This window comes from Parasedimentitalea maritima (genome assembly GCF_005771405.1).
GTDB classification, from domain to species: Bacteria; Pseudomonadota; Alphaproteobacteria; order Rhodobacterales; family Rhodobacteraceae; genus Parasedimentitalea; species Parasedimentitalea maritima.
Genome location: NZ_VAUA01000003.1, coordinates 429,376 through 448,540, shown reverse-complemented (window position 1 = coordinate 448,540; position 19,165 = coordinate 429,376). Strand labels below are relative to the sequence as shown.

At 55.0% G+C, this 19,165-nt stretch carries 14 protein-coding genes; 9 read left to right on the top strand and 5 right to left on the bottom strand.

Annotation, left to right across the window (positions count from 1 at the left end; genetic code table 11):
- Positions 1-5 precede the first annotated feature (5 nt).
- The 4 genes from FEE96_RS08385 to FEE96_RS08370 all read right to left on the bottom strand — a co-directional run bounded on the left by FEE96_RS08385 (position 6) and on the right by FEE96_RS08370 (position 4,897).
- Positions 6-869, bottom strand: a complete 864-nt coding sequence (locus tag FEE96_RS08385) for a carbohydrate ABC transporter permease (protein WP_138162563.1) — start codon at positions 867-869, stop codon at positions 6-8.
- Positions 866-1,951, bottom strand: a complete 1,086-nt coding sequence (locus FEE96_RS08380) for an ABC transporter ATP-binding protein (RefSeq protein ID WP_138162562.1) — start codon at positions 1,949-1,951, stop codon at positions 866-868. The genes FEE96_RS08385 and FEE96_RS08380 overlap by 4 nt, the downstream gene beginning before the upstream one ends.
- Positions 1,952-1,960: 9 nt before the next feature.
- A complete protein-coding gene (locus FEE96_RS08375) occupies positions 1,961-3,025 on the bottom strand; it encodes an ABC transporter ATP-binding protein (protein WP_138162561.1) in 1,065 nt (354 codons plus the stop codon).
- 138 nt (positions 3,026-3,163) lie between these two features.
- On the bottom strand, positions 3,164-4,897 hold the full coding sequence (locus tag FEE96_RS08370) for an ABC transporter substrate-binding protein (RefSeq protein WP_138162560.1): 1,734 nt from the start codon (positions 4,895-4,897) through the stop codon (positions 3,164-3,166).
- A gap of 262 nt (positions 4,898-5,159) precedes the next feature.
- On the opposite strand from FEE96_RS08370, the gene FEE96_RS08365 reads away from it, so the two are divergent.
- Entirely contained in the window at positions 5,160-6,278 is a 1,119-nt protein-coding gene (locus tag FEE96_RS08365; RefSeq protein ID WP_138162559.1) for a THUMP domain-containing class I SAM-dependent RNA methyltransferase, read from the top strand.
- Between the two features lie 503 nt (positions 6,279-6,781).
- Here the strand turns inward: FEE96_RS08365 and FEE96_RS23775 are convergent.
- Positions 6,782-8,866 carry a hypothetical protein gene (locus FEE96_RS23775; RefSeq protein WP_246079352.1) on the bottom strand — a complete coding sequence of 695 codons (2,085 nt, stop codon included), beginning with the start codon at positions 8,864-8,866 and terminating at the stop codon, positions 6,782-6,784.
- Between the two features lie 393 nt (positions 8,867-9,259).
- On the opposite strand from FEE96_RS23775, the gene FEE96_RS08350 reads away from it, so the two are divergent.
- The 8 genes from FEE96_RS08350 to FEE96_RS08315 all read left to right on the top strand — a co-directional run bounded on the left by FEE96_RS08350 (position 9,260) and on the right by FEE96_RS08315 (position 19,159).
- Positions 9,260-10,294, top strand: a complete 1,035-nt coding sequence (locus tag FEE96_RS08350) for an aminoglycoside phosphotransferase family protein (RefSeq protein WP_246079350.1) — start codon at positions 9,260-9,262, stop codon at positions 10,292-10,294.
- A gap of 3 nt (positions 10,295-10,297) precedes the next feature.
- Entirely contained in the window at positions 10,298-11,512 is a 1,215-nt protein-coding gene (locus FEE96_RS08345) for a GNAT family N-acetyltransferase (protein ID WP_138162556.1), read from the top strand.
- 378 nt (positions 11,513-11,890) lie between these two features.
- Positions 11,891-12,898, top strand: a complete 1,008-nt coding sequence (locus FEE96_RS08340; protein WP_138162555.1) for an AraC family transcriptional regulator — start codon at positions 11,891-11,893, stop codon at positions 12,896-12,898.
- A gap of 290 nt (positions 12,899-13,188) precedes the next feature.
- Entirely contained in the window at positions 13,189-14,199 is a 1,011-nt protein-coding gene (locus FEE96_RS08335) for an AraC family transcriptional regulator (RefSeq protein WP_138162554.1), read from the top strand.
- Between the two features lie 250 nt (positions 14,200-14,449).
- Entirely contained in the window at positions 14,450-15,460 is a 1,011-nt protein-coding gene (locus tag FEE96_RS08330; RefSeq protein WP_138162553.1) for an AraC family transcriptional regulator, read from the top strand.
- 471 nt (positions 15,461-15,931) lie between these two features.
- Positions 15,932-16,732 (top strand): sugar transferase, encoded by an 801-nt coding sequence (locus FEE96_RS08325; protein ID WP_246079349.1) that lies wholly within the window; start codon positions 15,932-15,934, stop codon positions 16,730-16,732.
- Between the two features lie 94 nt (positions 16,733-16,826).
- Positions 16,827-17,771, top strand: a complete 945-nt coding sequence (locus FEE96_RS08320) for a CpsD/CapB family tyrosine-protein kinase (protein WP_246079348.1) — start codon at positions 16,827-16,829, stop codon at positions 17,769-17,771.
- Positions 17,772-17,893: 122 nt separating this feature from the next.
- Positions 17,894-19,159 carry a GumC domain-containing protein gene (locus FEE96_RS08315; RefSeq protein ID WP_138162552.1) on the top strand — a complete coding sequence of 422 codons (1,266 nt, stop codon included), beginning with the start codon at positions 17,894-17,896 and terminating at the stop codon, positions 19,157-19,159.
- Positions 19,160-19,165: the final 6 nt, after the last annotated feature.

Here is a 19,165-nt window from a genome sequence, read left to right as displayed (position 1 = left end):
CTCCTTTAGTTCAGGTCATCTTTGGTCATCAGCGTGTAGAACAGCCAAGAAACCAAGAGAGTGATTGCAAAGTAGATCAGCGACATCGCCGCAGCCGGGCCAAGGTCAAACTGGCCAAGGGCGCGTTTCACCAGATCGATAGACAACAGCGTGGTCGAGTTGCCGGGGCCACCACCGGTGAGCACAAAGGGCTCGGTATAGATGTTGAAACTGTCCATAAACCTGAGCAGGATGGCGATGGTCAGCACCGGTTTCATCTTGGGCAGTTGGATGAACCGGAAAACTGACCAGTTAGAGGCGCCGTCGATTTTGGCGGCCTGATAATAGGCATCCGGGATCGACACCAATCCGGCATAGGCCAGCAGTACAACCAGCGAAGTCCAGTGCCAGACATCCATCGTAATGATGGTGATCCAGGCGGCAATCGGGTCCTGTGTCATGTCATAGTTGATGCCCAGCACATTGTTCAGGAAATAGCCCAGCAGGCCAATGTCGGGCAGGGTGAAGATGTTCCACATTGCCCCAACAACGTTCCATGGGATGAGCATCGGTAGCGCCATCAGCACCAGACAGACCGGCACCCAGATGCCTTGGCGTGGCATCGCCAGGGCAATTGCAATGCCCAGTGGAATCTCGATTATCAGGATCAACCCAGTGAACATGAACTGACGCCCCAGCGCCTTGTAGAACCGTTCTTCGGTCAGCAACTGCTGGAACCAGTCCAGCCCTTGCCACAGGAACACGTTGTTGCCAAAGGTTTCCTGCACCGAATAGTTGACCACCGTCATCATTGGGATCAGTGCGTTAAAGGCGACCAGCACCAACACCGGCAGCACAAAGAACCAGGCCTTCTGGTTTACGGTTTTCATGACTGTGCCTCTTGCGATTGGGTGGCTATCCAGCCGTCGACATACAGTCGGGTCTGGTTTTGTTGGAAATTGAGAAACACAGGTGAACCTTTTTCTGGGCCTGCACCGTCAATGATGGCGCTGATCTTGCTGCCGTTCGCGTCACATTCCACCACTGTGTGGCGGCCAACGTCTGAGACCTTACTGACCGTGGCAGGCAGGCCGCTGGCGGCTAGCGCCACAAATTCGGGGCGGATGCCGATTTCTGTGCGGCCGTTGGGCTCGCCGATAATGGCACCTTCCAGAGCAACCAGTTGATCACCGAAATAGGCCTGCCCGTCGGTCAAGGTGCAGGGCAGCACGTTCATACCGGGCGAGCCGATAAAGTGGCCTACAAAGGTATGTGCGGGGCGCTCGAACAGTTCAACCGGGGTGCCGATCTGAACAACTTCGCCGTCCTGCATCACCACTACCTGATCGGCAAAGGTCAGTGCCTCGGTCTGGTCGTGGGTGACGTAGATCATCGTTGCTTTGATGCGCTGATGCAGTTCTTTCAGCTTGGACCGCAATTTCCACTTTAGATGTGGGTCGATCACTGTGAGCGGCTCATCGAACATCACAACGTTGACGTCTTCGCGCACCAATCCGCGTCCCATCGAGATTTTCTGCTTGTTGTCCGGACTTAGGCCTGCGGCCTTGGTGTCCAGCATATCGGTGACTTCCAGCATTTCGGCGATGGCCATGACGCGTGTTTTGACTGTCTCTTCGTCACGGCCACGGTTACGCAGCGGGAAGGCGAGGTTATCGTAAACCGTCATGGTGTCGTAGATCACCGGGAACTGGAACACCTGTGCGATGTTGCGTTTGTCCGGTGTGAGTTCTGTTACGTCCTTACCATCAAACAGGATTTGTCCTTCGGAAGGGACAAGCAAGCCGGAAATGATGTTGAGTAGGGTGGATTTGCCACAGCCAGAAGGCCCCAGCAGCGCATAAGCTCCACCGTCGTTCCAGTCGAGATCGATTTCCTTCAGCGCATAGTCCGACGGCTGTTTGGGGGTGGGGTAGTAGCTGTGACGTAGCTTGGAGAGTGTAATTTTAGCCATTATTGCGCCTCACGCCACGCGGGAGCCATCGGGGGCAAAGACATATGCCGCCGTAGGGTCCATAAAGAATTCATGCATTTCGCCCACCTGATAGGGGTGAACACCGGGGGCCAGGGACACCCAGCTGCCAGTGCCCATCTCAAAGTGGGCGCTGCTTTCGGAGCCAGACAATTCCGTCACTTGGACGCGACCAGACATGCGAACTTTGGCTTTGTCGTTGGCAATTGGCACAATGTGGTGCGGACGAATTGCAATGGTGTAATCCCCATCCGACAGGCCTGCTGCATCGCCGGTCAGCTCCCAGCTTACCCCTGCGTTCAGGGTGGCTGTTGAACCTTGTTTGACAATTGAGGCCGTATTGATTGGCGGGTCCGAGAAGACGGCGGCGGCAGACACATTCGCCGGATTGCGGTAAATGTCGGCGGTGACGCCAAACTGGGTCACATGGCCATCTTCCATCAATGCGGTTTGACCGCCCAGCAATAGGGCCTCTTCCGGCTCTGATGTGGCATAGACCACCACCGCACCGCGGCCAGCAAACAGCTCGGGCAACTGATCGCGCAGCTCTTCGCGCAACTTGTAGTCAAGGTTGGCCAGCGGCTCGTCGAGGAAGACGGCCTTGCTTTCTTTGGCGATGGCACGGGCCAGCGCGGTGCGCTGCTGCTGGCCACCGGACAATTCATGTGGCATCCGCTGCAGCATTGGCCGCAACTGCAGAATATCGGCAGCCTCTTCGACGCGGCCCTGGATTTCAGACTTGGCCATGCCCGCAACCTTGAGCGGCGAGGCGATGTTTTCATACACAGTCATGTGCGGGTAGTTGATGAAAAACTGGTGCACCAAAGAGATGTTGCGTTTCTGAGTATTGAGCTTGGAAACGTTCTGACCATCCATCCAGATCTCACCGCTGGCCAATGGGTCAAGCCCTGCCATCAGTTTGATCAGAGAGGTCTTACCAGATCCAGTTGCGCCCAACAGGACATTGAAGTGACCGGGGTGCAGGACAAGAGAAGTTTCCTTGACGTGCAAATTGGCGCCGACGCGCTTGGTCACAGATTTTAATTCGAGAGCCATCTTGGTGGGGCTTTCCGGCAGGTGGCCTGTTGCGCGCGATGTTGCGCGTTCTTGGGATAATGTGCCCCAGAGACCGAGGGGATCTCTGGGGCAACAGGGCTGAACAATTGCTGGGTTCAGCCCATCAGGGAGGTCCTGTTACTCAGTGGCCCAACGCGCGACCAGATCGTCATAGTTGACTGTCTGACCAGCTGGCTTTTCGTTGTCCAACATTGGCTTGGCGCCACCATTGGCCATCCACCAGTCCGCGTCTTTTTCGTCGTTCAGACGTGGACCACAACCACCGTAGACATTGGCAGCCTCATCGGCGCGCTGCATGCGGCCCATGGTGATGTCCATTTCTTCGGCCAGACGATCCATGGCTTCCTGTGGTGTGAACGCACCCGAGTTGACGTCACCAATCTGCTGCCACCAGATCTGGGCCAGCTTTGGATAGTCAGGAACGTTGATACCAGTCGGCGACCAGGCAACACGATCAGGCGAACGGTAGAATTCGACCAGACCACCCAGTTTGCCAGCCCGCTCCGAGAAGCTCTCGTGGTTGATTGAGCTGTCGCGGATGAAGGTCAGGCCAACGTGGCTTTTCTTGACGTCCACAGTCTTGGAGACCACGAACTGCGAGTAGAGCCATGCAGCCTTGGCACGATCCAGCGGAGTAGACTTGAGGATCGTCCAGGAGCCAACGTCCTGATAGCCAACCTTCTGGCCTTCTTCCCAGTATGGGCCGTGTGGGCTGGGCGCCATCCGCCACAGGGGTGTCCCTTCGGCGTCAACGGTGTTGTTGCCTTCGGACTGTGGCTTCACCATATCGGCAGTGAACGCTGTGTACCAGAAGATCTGCTGGGCAACGTTGCCCTGGCTTAGGGCTGGCAGCGACTGGTAGAAGTCAAAGCTGGCAGCACCTGGAGGCGCATAGGCCCGCAGCCATTCGTCCCATTTGCGGATCGCATAAACCGCAGCTGGACCGTTTGCAGCCCCACCACGGGTGACACTTGCGCCCGATGGGTTACAGGAACCGGCTTCCATGCGGATGCCCCATTCGTCGATTGGCACACCGTTTGGCTCACCTTTTGAACCAGCACCAGCCATCGACAGCCATGCATCGGTCATACGCCAGCCAAGATCAGGCGCGCGCTTACCATAGTCCATGTGACCATAGATGGCTGTGCCGTCGATTTCCTTGACGTCCTTGGAGAAGAACTCCGCGATGTCCTCATAGGCCGACCAGTTGACGGGAACGCCCAGATCATAGCCGTACTTGGCTTTGAAGGCTTCCTGCAGATCGGCGCGGTCGAACCAGTCCTTGCGGAACCAGTACAGGTTGGCGAACTGCTGATCGGGCAGCTGGTACAGATCCCCATCGGGGCCAGTGGTGAACTGGGTGCCCATGAAGTCTTCGAGATCCAGGCCGGGGTTGGTCACGTCAGCGCCTTCGCCTGCCATAAAGTCGGTCAGGTTGTAAGCCAGTTGCAGACGCGAGTGGGTGCCGATCAGATCCGAGTCATTGACGTAAGCGTCATACAGGTTCCGCTGCGTTTGCATTTGGGTCTGAACCGCCTGCACAACTTCGCCTTCACCCAGAATCTGGTGGTTGACCTTGATGCCAGTGATTTCCTCAAAGGCCTTGGTCAAAACTTCGGATTCATAGCTGTGTGTCGGAATGCCCTCGGACAGCACGTTGATTTCCATGCCGGAAAAAGGCGCGGCGGCTTGGATGAACCACTGCATTTCCGCCAGCTGTTCGTCCTTGGTCAGAACCGAGGGCTGGAATTCCTCGTCAATCCATTTGTTGGCAGCGGCCTCGTCGGCATGCCCTATTGATCCCGCAACTACAGCAGACGCTGCAACAGCGGAGAGAAGATACTTGCGCATCTTGTCACCTCCCTAAGGTATAATATGTCAGAAGTACTCTGCGGTACCTGACTGTTACATAGCTTTCATTTGATCTTCGTTTTTGTCAAACTAATTTTTTAGTAAGTTTTATTTCTTTGATTTTGTTTGAAAAATTTCGAAAGCAATTGTTGGTATTTGGCTGAGGTCTTACACGTGCTCCACAGATTCTGTGATGGCGAAGCGAGTCCTGCCCTCCTAAAAAGAGGTCGCTGCCCCTCTGGTTTCCCTCTATGCAGGGCCCATGATGACAGACACTGAATTCGATATTTTCCTCGTGGCAGCGCCCGGAACCGAAACAGCCCTACGGGACGAAGCCCGCGAAAAGGGATTCAAATCGCCGCAAATCCTGCCCGGAGGCGTGACAGTTCAAGGCACATGGGGTGAGGTTTGGCGTGCCAATCTGCACCTGCGCGGGGCGGCTCGTGTATTGGCGCGCATCGGTGAAATCCGCGCCTTTCACCTGGCCCAACTGGACAAACGTGCCCGCAAATTCCCCTGGGGGGATGTGCTGCGCCCGGATGTGCCGGTTAAGGTCGAAGTGACAACCAACAAGAAGTCCAAGATCTATCACGCAGGTGCCGCTATCCAGCGGTTTGAGAAGGCCATTACCGAAGAATTGGGCGCGCCGATTTCCAACGAGGCTGAGGTCCGTATCAAGGTCCGCATCGACGACAATCTCTGTATCATCAGTATTGATACCTCGGGTGAGGCCCTGCACAAACGCGGCCATAAGCCCGCTGTTGGCAAGGCACCCATGCGGGAAAATCTAGCGGCGATGTTCCTGCGTCAATGCGATTATGACGGCAAAGAACCGGTGGTTGACCCAATGTGTGGATCCGGCACCTTTGTGATCGAAGCGGCGGAAATTGCCATGGGGCTGATCCCGGGCCGCAGCCGCAGTTTTGCCTTTGAACAACTGGCCAATTTTGACGAAGCTGCGTGGCAACAAATGCGCAGTGCAGGGCAGGGTGCTGAGACGGAACTCCGGTTCTACGGTTCAGACCGTAACGCAGGCGTGATCGACAGCACTATAACCAATGCCGAGCGCGCTGGCGTCGATGGCTGTACAGTCTTCACCCATCAAGCCGTCAGTGATCTGATGCCACCGGAAGGTCAGCCGGGTCTGGTCATCGTGAACCCACCTTATGGGGCCCGGATTGGCAACAAGAAATTGCTCTATGCCCTGTACGGCGCTTTGGGCAAAACGCTTAACACACGGTTTTCTGGCTGGCGTGTTGGTATCATCACCAGTGAGCCGGGCTTGGCCAAGGCCACCGGCCTGCCGTTCCTGCCAACGGGCGCTCCTGTTGCTCACGGTGGCATAAAAATCCGCCTGTTTCAGACTGCACCATTACCCTGAAGGGCGTACTCTCCCTGAGGATGCTTTCCTTGGCTGCTCCTGTTTGCTGAGGATACTCATAATGCAACCAGTCTGGACGGGTTTGCGCGACCAAATGGGTGTTGCGCAGGTAGCGCACGCTCAGTTCACCTGAAATGTGTTTTTGCCGGTTAGTTTTCCCCAATCGCGCGATACCTGCCGGGCTGTCATTCCGGCACTTAGAACAGGGCCTCCATTGGAAAGGGGGCGCTATCGAGATGCATCTACGCACGGGGGATGAAAACCCCGGCCAATTCTGCTTTGGCGACGTCGCCGCTCGTAACTGCAATCGGCAACATAAAGCGTAACAAGATGACATTCACCGACGGGAAATAGGTCTCGGCGGACCATACGCCTGCGCCATTTTCCGTGACACGCTCTGGCCTATTGGGAACACAAAAAGGGACGGCCCGCGTTGGGCCGTCCCTGACGATTTGACTGTGTGAGAGGGCACCTCCCCCAATGCCCCCTCACCAGACGATTGTTTACGTGTAGGCAAACGGATCGTCGTCTGGATCGTCCGGATCATTGGATGCCGGATCGTTGTCTTCAGGATCTTGGTTCATCAGCGCCATGATGTCCTTGGCATTGGGTGATTTCCACCCGTCTCCTCCAGATCCACCACCAGATCCACCAGACCCGCTGGCATAGACAACGTCATCGCCACCCTCGGCATCATCAGGTTCGCCCGTAAAGGCTGGCAGCGCAGCGGTTGTTTTCCACTGCATCTCGCCACCGGACCCCGAACCGGAGCCTTTGCTGCCACCAGAACCGGAGCCCTTGCTACCGCCGGAACCGGATCCCTTGCTGCCGCCGGAACCGGACCCCTTGCTGCCGCCAGAACCGGACCCCTTGCTGCCGCCTGAACCGGACCCCTTGCTGCCGCCAGAACCGGAACCTTTGCTGCCGCCTGAACCGGAGCCCTTGCTACCGCCAGAACCGGAGCCCTTGCTGCCGCCCGAACCGGAGCCCTTGCTGCCGCCTGAACCGGAGCCCTTGCTGCCGCCTGAACCGGACCCCTTGCTGCCGCCAGAACCGGAACCTTTGCTGCCGCCTGAGCCGGAGCCCTTGCTGCCGCCCGAACCGGAGCCCTTGCTGCCGCCCGAGCCGGAGCCCTTGCTTCCACCCGAGCCGGAACCTTTGCTGCCGCCCGAGCCGGAACCCTTGCTGCCACCTGAGCCAGAACCTTTGCTACCGCCCGAACCGGAGCCCTTGCTGCCGCCAGAACCGGAACCTTTGCTACCACCCGAGCCGTTGCCATCATCACAGTAATGGTCGGCCAGGTTGTCATCATACCAACCGTCCAGCCCGTCCCCTTCGACGCCACCATTGTGGTAGCTATCACCTGTGCTGGCACCAACACCGGCTGGCACCCCACCGGTCAGGACTTGTGGATTGCTCCCGTCGCTGTCGATCACCATCGTCATGCTGCTTAGGTCGATATCGTCTAGTGAGAGCCCATTATCAGACCACAGGGTAAAGTTGACGCCCTGCACATTGCCCTCCGTGGAATCTGCGACTTGGCCAAACTGGACCATACCGTCAAACATTCCAGGCACCGTAAATCCATTGTCCAGGCTGTTCACCGCATTGGCGTTGGCCTCGTGACCTGTGACCGGCAGAGTATTTTCATCGGGGAAGAAGTGCAGCCCGTTCAGCGTGCTATCGTCAGACACGTTAAAGAACAGCCCGTCAATATCGGCGAGATCTCCATCGAATGAAGTTGGCGTTAAGTTGATGAACAATTGAGCTTGGTCAGTCTGTGTAATCGAGACATCTACCTGGGGATCGGTGCCCAAAGTGAAGGTCACTGTGGTTTTACCATCATCGCCACCGTCGCCACCACCGTGATCGCAACCCGTTCCGCCTGTGCCGCCCGAGCCGGAGCCCTTGCTACCGCCCGAACCGGAGCCCTTGCTACCGCCCGAACCGGAGCCCTTGCTACCGCCCGAGCCGGAACCCTTGCTGCCACCAGAGCCGGAACCCTTGCTGCCGCCCGAGCCGGAACCCTTGCTGCCGCCCAAGCCGGAACCCTTGCTGCCGCCCGAACCGGAGCCCTTGCTGCCGCCCGAGCCGGAACCCTTGCTGCCGCCTGAGCCGGAGCCCTTGCTACCGCCCGAGCCGGAGCCTTTGCTGCCGCCTGAGCCGGAGCCTTTGCTACCGCCTGAGCCGGAGCCCTTGCTGCCGCCTGAGCCGGAGCCTTTGCTACCGCCCGAGCCGGAACCCTTGCTGCCGCCTGAGCCGGAGCCTTTGCTACCGCCTGAGCCGGAACCCTTGCTGCCGCCTGAACCAGAACCTTTGCTGCCGCCAGAACCGGAGCCCTTGCTACCGCCAGAACCGGAGCCTTTGCTGCCGCCGGAACCGGACCCCTTGCTGCCACCCGAGCCGTCGGCGTCTTCGTATTGTTTGGCTAGGTTGTTGTCATACCAGCTGCTAAAGCTACCGCCTTCTACGCCGCCATTGTGATAGGATTTTGCACCGCTGGCATTGGCACCACTGCCGCTGTCGTCGGACTGTCGGCTCTCATTGTCCGAGTGAAAACCGTTTGAATCCCAATGTTCCCAAGCCATCGTTATACACTCCCCAATCATCTATCAAAATCAACACGGTAACCGCATGGCGTCCTGGCAGGGCAGTCATACAGCAAGGTTTTATGTCGTCATTTGGCAAGCAGCCTAGGAGTGGAAATAGAGTGATGACAAATTTTAGCCGCAATTTTATCAGAATTTTGGTTAAGTCGTACGGATTTTGGAAACAATGCAGGGTAGACTTGGGGATTGCTGCTGAATGTGGGCTGTCTGGACCGATACATCGGATGAATGCTGCTCGAATCATGCAAAAAGTTAATAGTTGTGCCGCAATTCGGTCCACAAAATTGCCGGATTTGCGAACTAGAGATAAGATCAGATTTGAAACTCACCCGCCTTCGTGCGGCCAGGTGTAGCGCATGAAAGGTATTTTCCGTGGCGAAGGACAGCAACCAGGATCGCATCAACCGTATTGTCGAAGCCGCCGAAAAGCATTTTGGCCAAAATGTAGATCGGGTGACTGCGCCAGGTGGAGAAGGGCGATCGTCGTTCCGGCTGCACTTTGAAAACAGGGATGTCATTGCAACGCTGCGCCCAAATTTCCGTCGCACCCATCTGGAAGCCTTTGTGCTGGATGAGCTGGCACCACATACCAGCAATATTCCCAAAGTGCTGGGCGTCGTCGGGGAAATCATGTTCCAATCTGATGTTGGGCAACGTCGGCTAAATCAAGAAATTGCCCGCCACAACAAGGCTAAACAATTGGATCTGGCGGCCGAAGCGGTGGCGGGTATTTTCCGCATCCATGCGGCTGCGCGCAAAACGGATTTGGATAAATCCCTGCCGCACCTTGGGGCCAATGACGATTGGATCACCAATATTGTAGATGCAGTAGATGCGTTGCAGCCTTACTCGCGTGGGATTTCCAGCACGTTTGACCGCAGTGCCGTGGCTTCGGTTGTGGCTTATCCGGGACGCCAGTTTGTGAAATGGGATTGCCGTTCGGGCAATGCTGCTATTGGTGCTGACGACCGGATGAACTGGTTTGATTTTGAGTATTGTGGGTTGCGACACGGTGCTGAAGATTTTGCCTGGTTGATTGGTGATGAGGCTTGGCCTGTCGCACCTGATCAGATGGTTGATGTGATGATCGACGCGTTTGATCCGGAATGCGGCCACGAAATCGCTGACTATTTGGAGTACCTCTCGGTCTATCTGACGCTGCACTGCGTGCAGCGGTTCAAGCTGATTATCAAAGAGGCCAAGAAACGCGGCTGGTTGTCGAAAGAGAAAGTCCGCAAATATGATGATGCGGGCGTGCATCCTGAATTTGCTGTTCAGATTTGCAAAGTAGGGCAATACTTCTCGGCGCAATCACAATTGACCGCTCCTTTGACCGTTAACTTTGAAGGTGCGGCCCGTGCTTTTGCACAGATCTTGCGGGATGGCTCTTCTTTGAAGCGGGCTTGACCCATGACTGCGGCGCCGCGTCCTCCGCTGGTCGCCACTGACCTGCGCGTCGAAAGTGCCGAGACGCTGGACCAATTTCGCAATCTGCAGACTGCTTGGCAAGATCTTGAGGCCCGCGACCCCGAAGGCACGGTCTATTTGTCGTGGGATTGGCTCGCGCCCATTTTCGCAGCCAATCCGGGTCGTTGGCGGGTTCTTACGGTGTGGCACGATCAAAAACTGGTCTGCGTTTTTCCAATGAAACTGCGGGTACACTGGAGCACCACGCGCCTTGAGTTGCAAACCGAGATCGAAGCCGCCGGGCGATTGAATTACTCGGAATACACCGGGTTCTTGTGCGATCCAGCACATCAAGGAATGGCGTTATCAGTACTTGCGACGCATGTGAAATCCCTGCCATGGGTGCGCTTATCGCTTAAATACGAAGACAGTCAGGCCCGGGCTGCCACTTTTATGGACGCGTTTTCCGACGCGGAGTTTAGCAGCCGAAATAAAGGCTATGTTATCAACGACGGCAGCACCGACAATTTGGTTTGCCCGCGGGTGGCGCTGCCTGCAAGCTTTGATGCGTATTTGGACGGGCTTGGTAAAAACATGCGCCAAAAGATGCGCCGGTTTGGTCGTAAGTATCTGGACAGTGGAGCACTGCGGTTGATCTGGGCGGATCAGGTCGATGCCGATGCAGGGATTGAGCAACTGTTACAGCATTGGATGATCAAATGGTCGCCTTCTAAAGGGAAAGCCAATGCCCGAAAAGCCGTTCATACCTACCGCAAAATGCTGATGCAGGCCGCAGATCAAGGTTTGTTGCGGATGCCGATGTTATGGCAAGACGAGCGCTGCCTAGGCGCACTGGGCCACGTAGTTGATCCACGCCATAAGAGAATACACTTCATTGTGGCAGGGCGTGATGAAACGGTGTCAGGCAATTTTGTTGGGCCGTTGTTGCACGCGCAATCCGTTCGGTGGGGGATCGAAAACGGCTATCGGAGTTACGATCTGTGCCATGGCAACGAACCATACAAATTCACTTACGGTGCCGTTGCTACCAGGGTCAACTTTTTCTCAATACGCCGTCGCAACCTGAGCCAATCGGATACAGTTTTAGATCCGAAATCCGCCCCTCAAGCTCTGAACCGTCTGATCGGTTTTTTGGAACAAAATCAGCAGGAAAATGCGTTGATTGCCGCCAATCAGTTGCAACAGGTGATTGGCTGAACATTTGCAAAACCATGAGTGTCACTGATTGCCGAACGTTAGCAGGTGTTTTGGCAGATCGGGTGCTTTCCACAGTGTGTGGTTTAGATTTACGCTGCTTTGCTGGGTGCTTGGGAAAACGGACATCCTTCAGGGGTATGAGTACGAAATCTGGTTTAGCGCACAAAATTAAATGACGATATGAAAGTCAGAACTACCTTGTGACCGTAGCGGCCAAGCTACAGCCTCAAGCCTCCGCGCGCCACTTTTGGATAGGGGGCTGGGTCTGGTATTTTGGTGACGGTGGGTATGAGTTGAGCAAGGTCAGTTGGAGGAAGGAGAGGCACTCTCAGCCCGTTCTCATATTGGATCTGAACGACATCACAGAAAGACTAGAAGATGGGAAACAGCCCAAAGCACATTGCGGTTTATACAAAAATAGTGGCCGATAAACTGCTTGAACGCGGGTATGACGAGGAAACGATCTTTCGCGGGACGGCTTTTGATGCTTCCTTGCTGCAGGAAGAGGCGCCCATGGTCGAAGCTGCAGACAACCTTGGCTTTTTTGAACACGCTGCAGACTTGACCAAGGATGATCTGATTGGGTTTCAACTGTCTCAGGGGCAGGACAATCGCCGCATTGGTCTGATTAGTTATGTCGGATTGGCTTCTCCAAATGTGCTCGAATTTTTGCTCAACTATGGGCGCTATGTCAGGGTTGTGAGCGATGTTTTTGACGGAGACCTGTCGAGGCTAAACGATCAAGGTCTAATGAGCTGGCGCTATCGCATTCCCTCTAACATCGAGCGGCGCCAATATGTCGAGTATTCAGTGACGGTGCTACTGAATACCCTGCGGCATTATACTGGTACAAAGCTGGTCCCCCGCCATGTCGGGTTTGAACATCAGCGCAAGGATCATGTCGAAGTGTTGGAGGAATTCTACGGCTGCAAAATTATGTTCGGGGCGGAATGCAATAGTTTTGAGTTCAAGAAAGCGGATCTTGAATTGCCGCTAATTTCTGCTGACGAGCAGCTTCTAAAAGTCTTGCGAGGGTATGGCGATCAGGTTCTGGCTGAGAAAAAAGGCGAACATGTCGGACTGATCCCGGAGGTTGAACAAGCTATTGCTGATCAGTTGGCGGCAGGGGGGGCCTCGTTAGATGCAGTGGCCACCGAATTGGGGATGAGCCCGCGGACCCTGTCTCGCAAGCTGGCGAACAGGGATACAACCTTCTTCCGGGTTCTTGAAGATCTGCGCAAATCACTGTCCAAAAGCTATCTACGCGACAGCGATCTGGCATTGGCAGAAATTGCCTTTTTGCTAGGATTTTCCGGGTTGAGTAGTTTCAATGATGCTTTCAAGCGCTGGACTGGCCAAAGTCCTGGTCAGTTTCGGGCGGTGTAATACTTTTAAGCATGCAGGCCGTAGAGCCAAACAGGTTTAGTGTGGCCCCTAGTAGGAAGCATACTGACAAAAAACCTGGAAGTGCTTCTGGAAAAAGGGCTGTCGTATTCCGAAATAGAACTACCTTTTAGGTGAAGTTTGCTTGGTAGCGCGACACCCAAAAGCGGAGATGTTTGGATGTTCGCCAGTTGTTGGTCTGTCGACGCCATAACCGCAGCCTTTGCAAGCCTCCTTTGGGGTGGCTTTATGGTTCGTACAAGAGGTTCTCTGGACAGGAGGCTTAGATAGTCATGACTGGAAAAGCTCAGATGCATACTGCTGCCCTTGCTCAGGCATTGGCTGGTGATCTGATCGAAAATGGGTATGACATCGACGCCATCATGCGCCGGTGTTCCTTTGATGCCAGCATTCTTGAAGCTCAATCCCCGGTTGTTAAGTTTTCAGATAGTCTTCGGTTTTTTGAACTGGCGGCCAAGCTGACCAAGAATGATATAATGGGGCTGCAAATGGGGATGACGCACGACATCCGGCATTTGGGTTTGGTATGCTATGTTGGACTGGCATCGCCTAATCTCGCAGGTTTTTTGGCGAATTATGGCCGCTACGTCAAAGTGATCAACGGGCTTCTCAACGTTGATGTTTCGCAGTTGTATGACAAGGGGGCGTTTTACTGGAGCTATGAAGTGTCTCCGACTTTAACCAGACGTCAATATGTCGAAACGACATGTGCCAGTTTTCTACACACATTGCGAAAAAACACCCATGAATCCCTGACCCCGCGGTTGGTCAGGTTTCATCACAACCGATCCCGCCACCTTGAAGCGTTTGATGCTTACTTCGGCGGCCGGGTAGAGTTTGGTGCCGAAACTGATGGCATAGAATTCGAACTGAGCGATCTCGAGATACCTTTGAAGACCGCTGATCGCACCTTGCTGAAAGTTCTGATGAGTTACGCTGACAAAGTGCTCGAAGACATGGGGCAACAAATGCCTGATTTGATCGTAGAGGTTGAGCGCGCGATTGCGGATCAGTTGGCGACAGGTGCAGCCACGTTGAACAATGTTGCGGCCAGCATTGGTATGAGCCCTCGCACGCTGTCACGCAAACTGGCGGCTGAAGGCACTACGTTTTTTCAGTTGCTGGAAGAACTTCGCAAGTCGTTGTCCAAAAGCTATCTGCGCGATAGCGACCTGGGGCTCGCTGAAATTTCCTTCTTGATGGGGTATTCTGGGCTTAGCAGCTTCAATGATGCTTTCAAGCGCTGGACTGGTAACAGTCCTGGCCAATTCCGGGCGACTTGAAATCGGAAAAATCAATTCCAATTTTAAAAGACTTATGGCCCACAAGAAACAGACATGGCAATCCTTCTGAACAGCCGAACAGCCGAACAGCCGAACAGCCGAACAGCTGAAGCTCTCAACATTGTGTCGATGTCGGTGTTTTACCTGAACAGAAAAATCATGGTACTCTACTGTGGACCGAGGCTCTCTGGATTGAGGGCGATACATTTAGGTTATTGAAAAAAGATGTTTTGAAAGGAGACATTCGGAAATGGCAACCCCGGTCAAGAAACACTCAGCGGTTTTCTCGCAGATGCTGGCACAGGTTCTGCTTGAGCGTGGGTTTGACGGGGACACGATTTTTGAAGGTAGCGGCTTTGATGCCGAACTGCTGCAGGCAGAGGCTCCCGTCGGATATCTGGTCGACAGCATGAACTTCTTTGAACGGGCTGCGGAGCTAACCGATAATAGAAACTTAGGTTTTCAGCTGGGGAAGACGCGAGACATCCGCCGGGCTGGACTAATTTGTTATCTTGGCTTGGCATCGCCAACTGTAGGCGGCTTTCTGGCTAATTTTACACGCTATTCCCGCGTGGTCAGCGAAGCGCTGGAAATTGATATGTCCCGACTGTTCAGTGAAGGGAGCATTGATTGGGAGTATGCCATTTCACCCGGTCTGAATAAGCGCCAGTATGTTGAGTTTTCCTCAGCAATTCTTTTGAACACGATGCGTCTGTTCTGCACCAGCACGATCACTCCCCGGGTGGTTAGATTTCAGCACAATCGACGTTCCCAAGCCCAGGAAATAGAAGAATACTTTGGCTGCCGGGTTGAATTTGGCGCTGCTCGAAATGGATATGATTTCACCCCAGAAGACCTGGAGCAGCCTTTGATTTCTGCTGATCCACAGCTGTTGAATGTTTTGCAGACCTGTGGAGATCAGGTTCTCGCTGAAATGGGTCGCCAACTGCCAAGCGTGGTTGTCGAAGTCGAGCGCGCCATTGCGGCCCGGTTGACTGCTGGATCCGTGACGTTGGAGGCCATCGCGGCTGGTATGGGGATGAGCCCGCGAACCCTGTCGCGCAAGCTAGCTGCGGAAGGAACAAGTTTCTTTCGATTGCTAGAGGACCTGCGTAAATCACTCTCCAAAAGCTATCTGCGAGAGAGTGATCTCGGTTTGGCTGAAATCGCGTTTCTTTTAGGCTATTCTGGACTTAGCAGTTTCAACGATGCCTTTAAGCGCTGGACTGGCAACAGCCCCGGCCAATTCCGCACGGCCTAGCGGCCCGGCACGTCGTGCTGTTGAGCCGTGGCGTTCTGTCGAAATACCGCTGTTCTTGCGGGTTTCACTAAAAAACCACCTAAATCACGCCATCAATTTGCCTCAAGTTCGAATTGATTCCGAACTGGTTAGTGTTGCTGAAGGAAACAATGGGCTGCGATTTCCGGGTTTGTTTCTGCGTTAACGCTGAAATCTGATCGATTTAAGGAAAAATTAATACGAAACAAACTGTTTACACTGAACCTGTAAAATTTATCTAAACACATGCTAACAGTGTTCATGGCAGTTTCAGGGCGCTGATTTGACCTGATCTTGCCATAGGGACGGCCAGTCGCATGGGGGTGCGACCTGATCTTGATCTGCAAAACTATGAAAACTCGGTAGCTGCTGCTCCGGGACAATACAAATTTGGAAATAGCCCGCCGAAAGGCGCGCTTTTGTCGGTCGTTTGGCTGCTGGGTGGGGGATAATATGGAAGATATTGCGCACAAGGGATCTTTGATCGCGTCAATGCAACCGGTCCAGCTAGGGGCTTCGGCTCCGGAGGCCCAAGTTTCACTGGCACAGCCTGTGCGCTTGTTTGAGATGGCGACGGCGAACATCAATGCATCCCACAGCGCCACATCTGCTGACGCGCCACGGTCGGGCGGTTCTGTTGGTACCGCCGCATATGCCAAATTGGGCAAACGTATCCTTGATGTCACTCTGGTGCTGCTCTCCCTGCCTCTGACCCTGCCAGTCATCCTCGTTTGCGCATTGGCCCTATGGGTCGAAAGTGGTCTGCCCTTTTATCGGCAGGACCGGTTGGGTCAACAGGGACGGCGGTTTTCCATTTTGAAGCTGCGCACAATGGTGCGGGATGCGGATGCTCGTTTGGAGCAGTGCTTGGCGGCCGACCCTGAGCTACGCCGGGAATGGAATGAGACCCAAAAGCTGAAGCGGGATCCTCGCATCACCCCGATTGGTAGAATGCTGCGTGCGACCTCGCTGGATGAACTCCCCCAGCTTTGGAACGTGCTGAAAGGGGATATGAGCCTAGTCGGACCGCGTCCAATGTTGCCCGAACAATTGCCGCTGTATGGCGACGCGAGCGCATACTTCTCTCTTAAGCCCGGCATCACTGGCATTTGGCAGGTATCAGCCCGCAACGAGAGCCACTTTTCCTACCGGGCTCAGGTTGATGCAGTTTACGGCCGGAACTTGTCTCTGCGACAGGATATTTCCCTGATCCTGCGGACTGTTGGCGTCGTTCTGCGTGGCACCGGATATTAACCCTTTGGTGGTGATGGTGCAGTATGGCTAACCCGTCACGACATCTATTTGCGGCACCGCTGGACCGTGGTACCTTTGATCCGGAGATCAGGACATGAAAGACTTTGTGACAGCCAAATTGGATACTCCGGCTGGCGCAGCGTCACCGCAATGGAAAGAAGAGCCTGCAATGACACAACAGGGCTTTAAAAAGTTCCGCCGCCGCCGTGGAAACCGACAGGATCCCGTGGTCGAAGCGGCACCAGAAGCGCTTGGATTTTCTGATGCACCTGCACAGGTGGATGACGTGGTCCAGCCAGAGCCCATTGCACAGGTCCCAGCACCGCTGCCTGAACCATGGGAGATATTGCGCCGGGTGCCGATTGGCGTGCGAGAGCACCAATTAGCATGCTCACCACTGGTAAATTTCTTCCGCGACGACCCCGCTGCCAAAGCCTTTGACCTGCTGCGCACTCGTCTGTTGCACACACTCAAGGCGAACGGCTGGAAACGTGTTGCCATCGCTGCGCCTACCTCAGGGGCAGGGGCGACTTTCACGGCGGTCAATTTAGCGCTTAGCTTGGCACGTGTGCCCCACAGTCGCACAATTCTGATGGACCTGAACCATCGCCACCCCGGATTGGCCACTGCCTTGAAGCTGGATCAGCCAGGGGACATGGCTGGGTTTTTGACAGGCGAGGTTGCGATGGAGGAACATCTGATCCGCCCCGCTGAAACTCTGGCTCTGGGTCTGACCGAAGCACCTGACCGGAATGCAGCAGAGATCCTGCACGACAGCCAATGTGCCGACACGTTGGAAGACATGATCGACCGTACCAAAGCGGATGTGGTGATTTATGATCTGCCACCAGTGTTGGAATATGATGATCTGACCGCATTTTTACCTCAGGTGGATGGGGTGCTGCTGGTTTCGGATGGCACCCAAACGACGGCAGAGCATTTGGCGGCCTGTGAAAAAATGCTGGCTGGCCATACGCAGTTGCTCGGGGTGGTGCTGAACCGTGCCCGACATGCCGAAAATGCCTATCTGGGTCGGTGATCGTCTGGCACGGTGATAGTCTGGGGCTGTCATAGTTTTGCCTGTTTGCTAAGATAGACAATGGACAACCGCCGCCGCACCTCTGCTGCGGCGAATTTTGGTTAACAGTGTTGAGACATTGAATGGGCCCGATTTACTCTTTCGAAGATTTTGTGGACATGCTGCGCCGGCGGGTCGTGTTGATGGCCAAAGTTGTGTTTTTGGGCACGCTGGTTTCGCTATGGTTCGCCGCGCGTCAAACGCACGAGTACGAATCCGCTGAAGTGATCCAAATTGTCCAGCCAAAGATTGCGGACGACCTTGCGAAATCCACTGTCGAAGGGTCCTCGGCGCGGCGTTTGCAGCTGATACAACAGCGCCTGATGGCGCGTGGTACGGTGCTGGAAATTGTTGAAAAATTCGATCTCTACTCTGATATGCCGCAGCTGAAACCGTCGCAACTGGTGGCTTTAATGCGTGAATCGGTTCGTATCGAAGGTGTCGCAGCCGCCCGCGAAGGGTTCTCTGACGATGGTACCATTTCGGTACTGACGATCATTGCCAGGATGCCAACAGCCGAGCAAGCGCAGCAGGTGGCCCATGAATTTGCCCGCCGAACGATTGAGTTGAGTGTGAACTCACGCATCGAACTTGCCCGCGAAACCCTAACGTTTTTTGCAGAACAAGAGGCCGCGCTTGCGTCCAATCTGGCCACTCTCGAGGATGAGCTTACGGCCTTTCGCAATGCCAACGATCTGACACTGCCTGGCACTGCAGAATTCCGTCGCGCTGAGCTGACCACTATTAATGGCGGTTTGCTGGACATCGCCCGCGAGCAGATCGAAGTGCGCCGCGCGGCTGATCATGTTTCCGCAACAGAGCGTCCGGCAACTGCAAAGCGGATGCTGGAGGGATTCCAGGAACAACTGGACACGTTGCAAGCCCAGAACGACCTCTTGTTGCAGCACAAAAGTGAGTTGGAGGCGTCTCTGGAAACCTCGCCCGAGGCTGAACGCCAGTTGGATGATTTTGAGCGGCAGCAGCAGCAGTTGCAAAATGCTCTGGATGCAATCACCGCGCGGCGCACAGAGGCCGAAGTTGGGTTTCGTCTGGAAACCAGACATCAGTCCGAGCGACTGACCGTGATTGAACCTGCGGCGTTGCCGGACTATCCGATCACTGGGGGCCGCAAGCGGCTGGCGATTATGGGGATGTTGGCGAGCGTGATGGTGGCACTGGCAGTTGCCTATGTACAAGAGCTGCGTCAGCCGGTGTTGCGGAGCGCGGCACAGATGCAGCGTGAAACCGGGTTGGCTCCGGTGGTGTCGATCCCGGTATTGGACACTCGGCGCAAACGCCGACTGAGTGATTTATGGCGTGGCCGTTTCAAATCTGATGCAGATGCTTGAGGATCT

What these genes read in the sequence shown, in the direction of transcription:
- FEE96_RS08385 (WP_138162563.1), bottom strand. Translation starts at nt 869, where the DNA reads ATGAAAACCGTAAACCAGAAGGCCTGGTTCTTTGTGCTGCCGGTGTTG.
- FEE96_RS08380 (WP_138162562.1), bottom strand. Translation starts at nt 1,951, where the DNA reads ATGGCTAAAATTACACTCTCCAAGCTACGTCACAGCTACTACCCCACC.
- FEE96_RS08375 (WP_138162561.1), bottom strand. Translation starts at nt 3,025, where the DNA reads ATGGCTCTCGAATTAAAATCTGTGACCAAGCGCGTCGGCGCCAATTTG.
- FEE96_RS08370 (WP_138162560.1), bottom strand. Translation starts at nt 4,897, where the DNA reads ATGCGCAAGTATCTTCTCTCCGCTGTTGCAGCGTCTGCTGTAGTTGCG.
- FEE96_RS08365 (WP_138162559.1), top strand. Translation starts at nt 5,160, where the DNA reads ATGATGACAGACACTGAATTCGATATTTTCCTCGTGGCAGCGCCCGGA.
- FEE96_RS23775 (WP_246079352.1), bottom strand. Translation starts at nt 8,866, where the DNA reads ATGGCTTGGGAACATTGGGATTCAAACGGTTTTCACTCGGACAATGAG.
- FEE96_RS08345 (WP_138162556.1), top strand. Translation starts at nt 10,298, where the DNA reads ATGACTGCGGCGCCGCGTCCTCCGCTGGTCGCCACTGACCTGCGCGTC.
- FEE96_RS08340 (WP_138162555.1), top strand. Translation starts at nt 11,891, where the DNA reads ATGGGAAACAGCCCAAAGCACATTGCGGTTTATACAAAAATAGTGGCC.
- FEE96_RS08335 (WP_138162554.1), top strand. Translation starts at nt 13,189, where the DNA reads ATGACTGGAAAAGCTCAGATGCATACTGCTGCCCTTGCTCAGGCATTG.
- FEE96_RS08330 (WP_138162553.1), top strand. Translation starts at nt 14,450, where the DNA reads ATGGCAACCCCGGTCAAGAAACACTCAGCGGTTTTCTCGCAGATGCTG.
- FEE96_RS08325 (WP_246079349.1), top strand. Translation starts at nt 15,932, where the DNA reads ATGGAAGATATTGCGCACAAGGGATCTTTGATCGCGTCAATGCAACCG.
- FEE96_RS08320 (WP_246079348.1), top strand. Translation starts at nt 16,827, where the DNA reads ATGAAAGACTTTGTGACAGCCAAATTGGATACTCCGGCTGGCGCAGCG.
- FEE96_RS08315 (WP_138162552.1), top strand. Translation starts at nt 17,894, where the DNA reads ATGGGCCCGATTTACTCTTTCGAAGATTTTGTGGACATGCTGCGCCGG.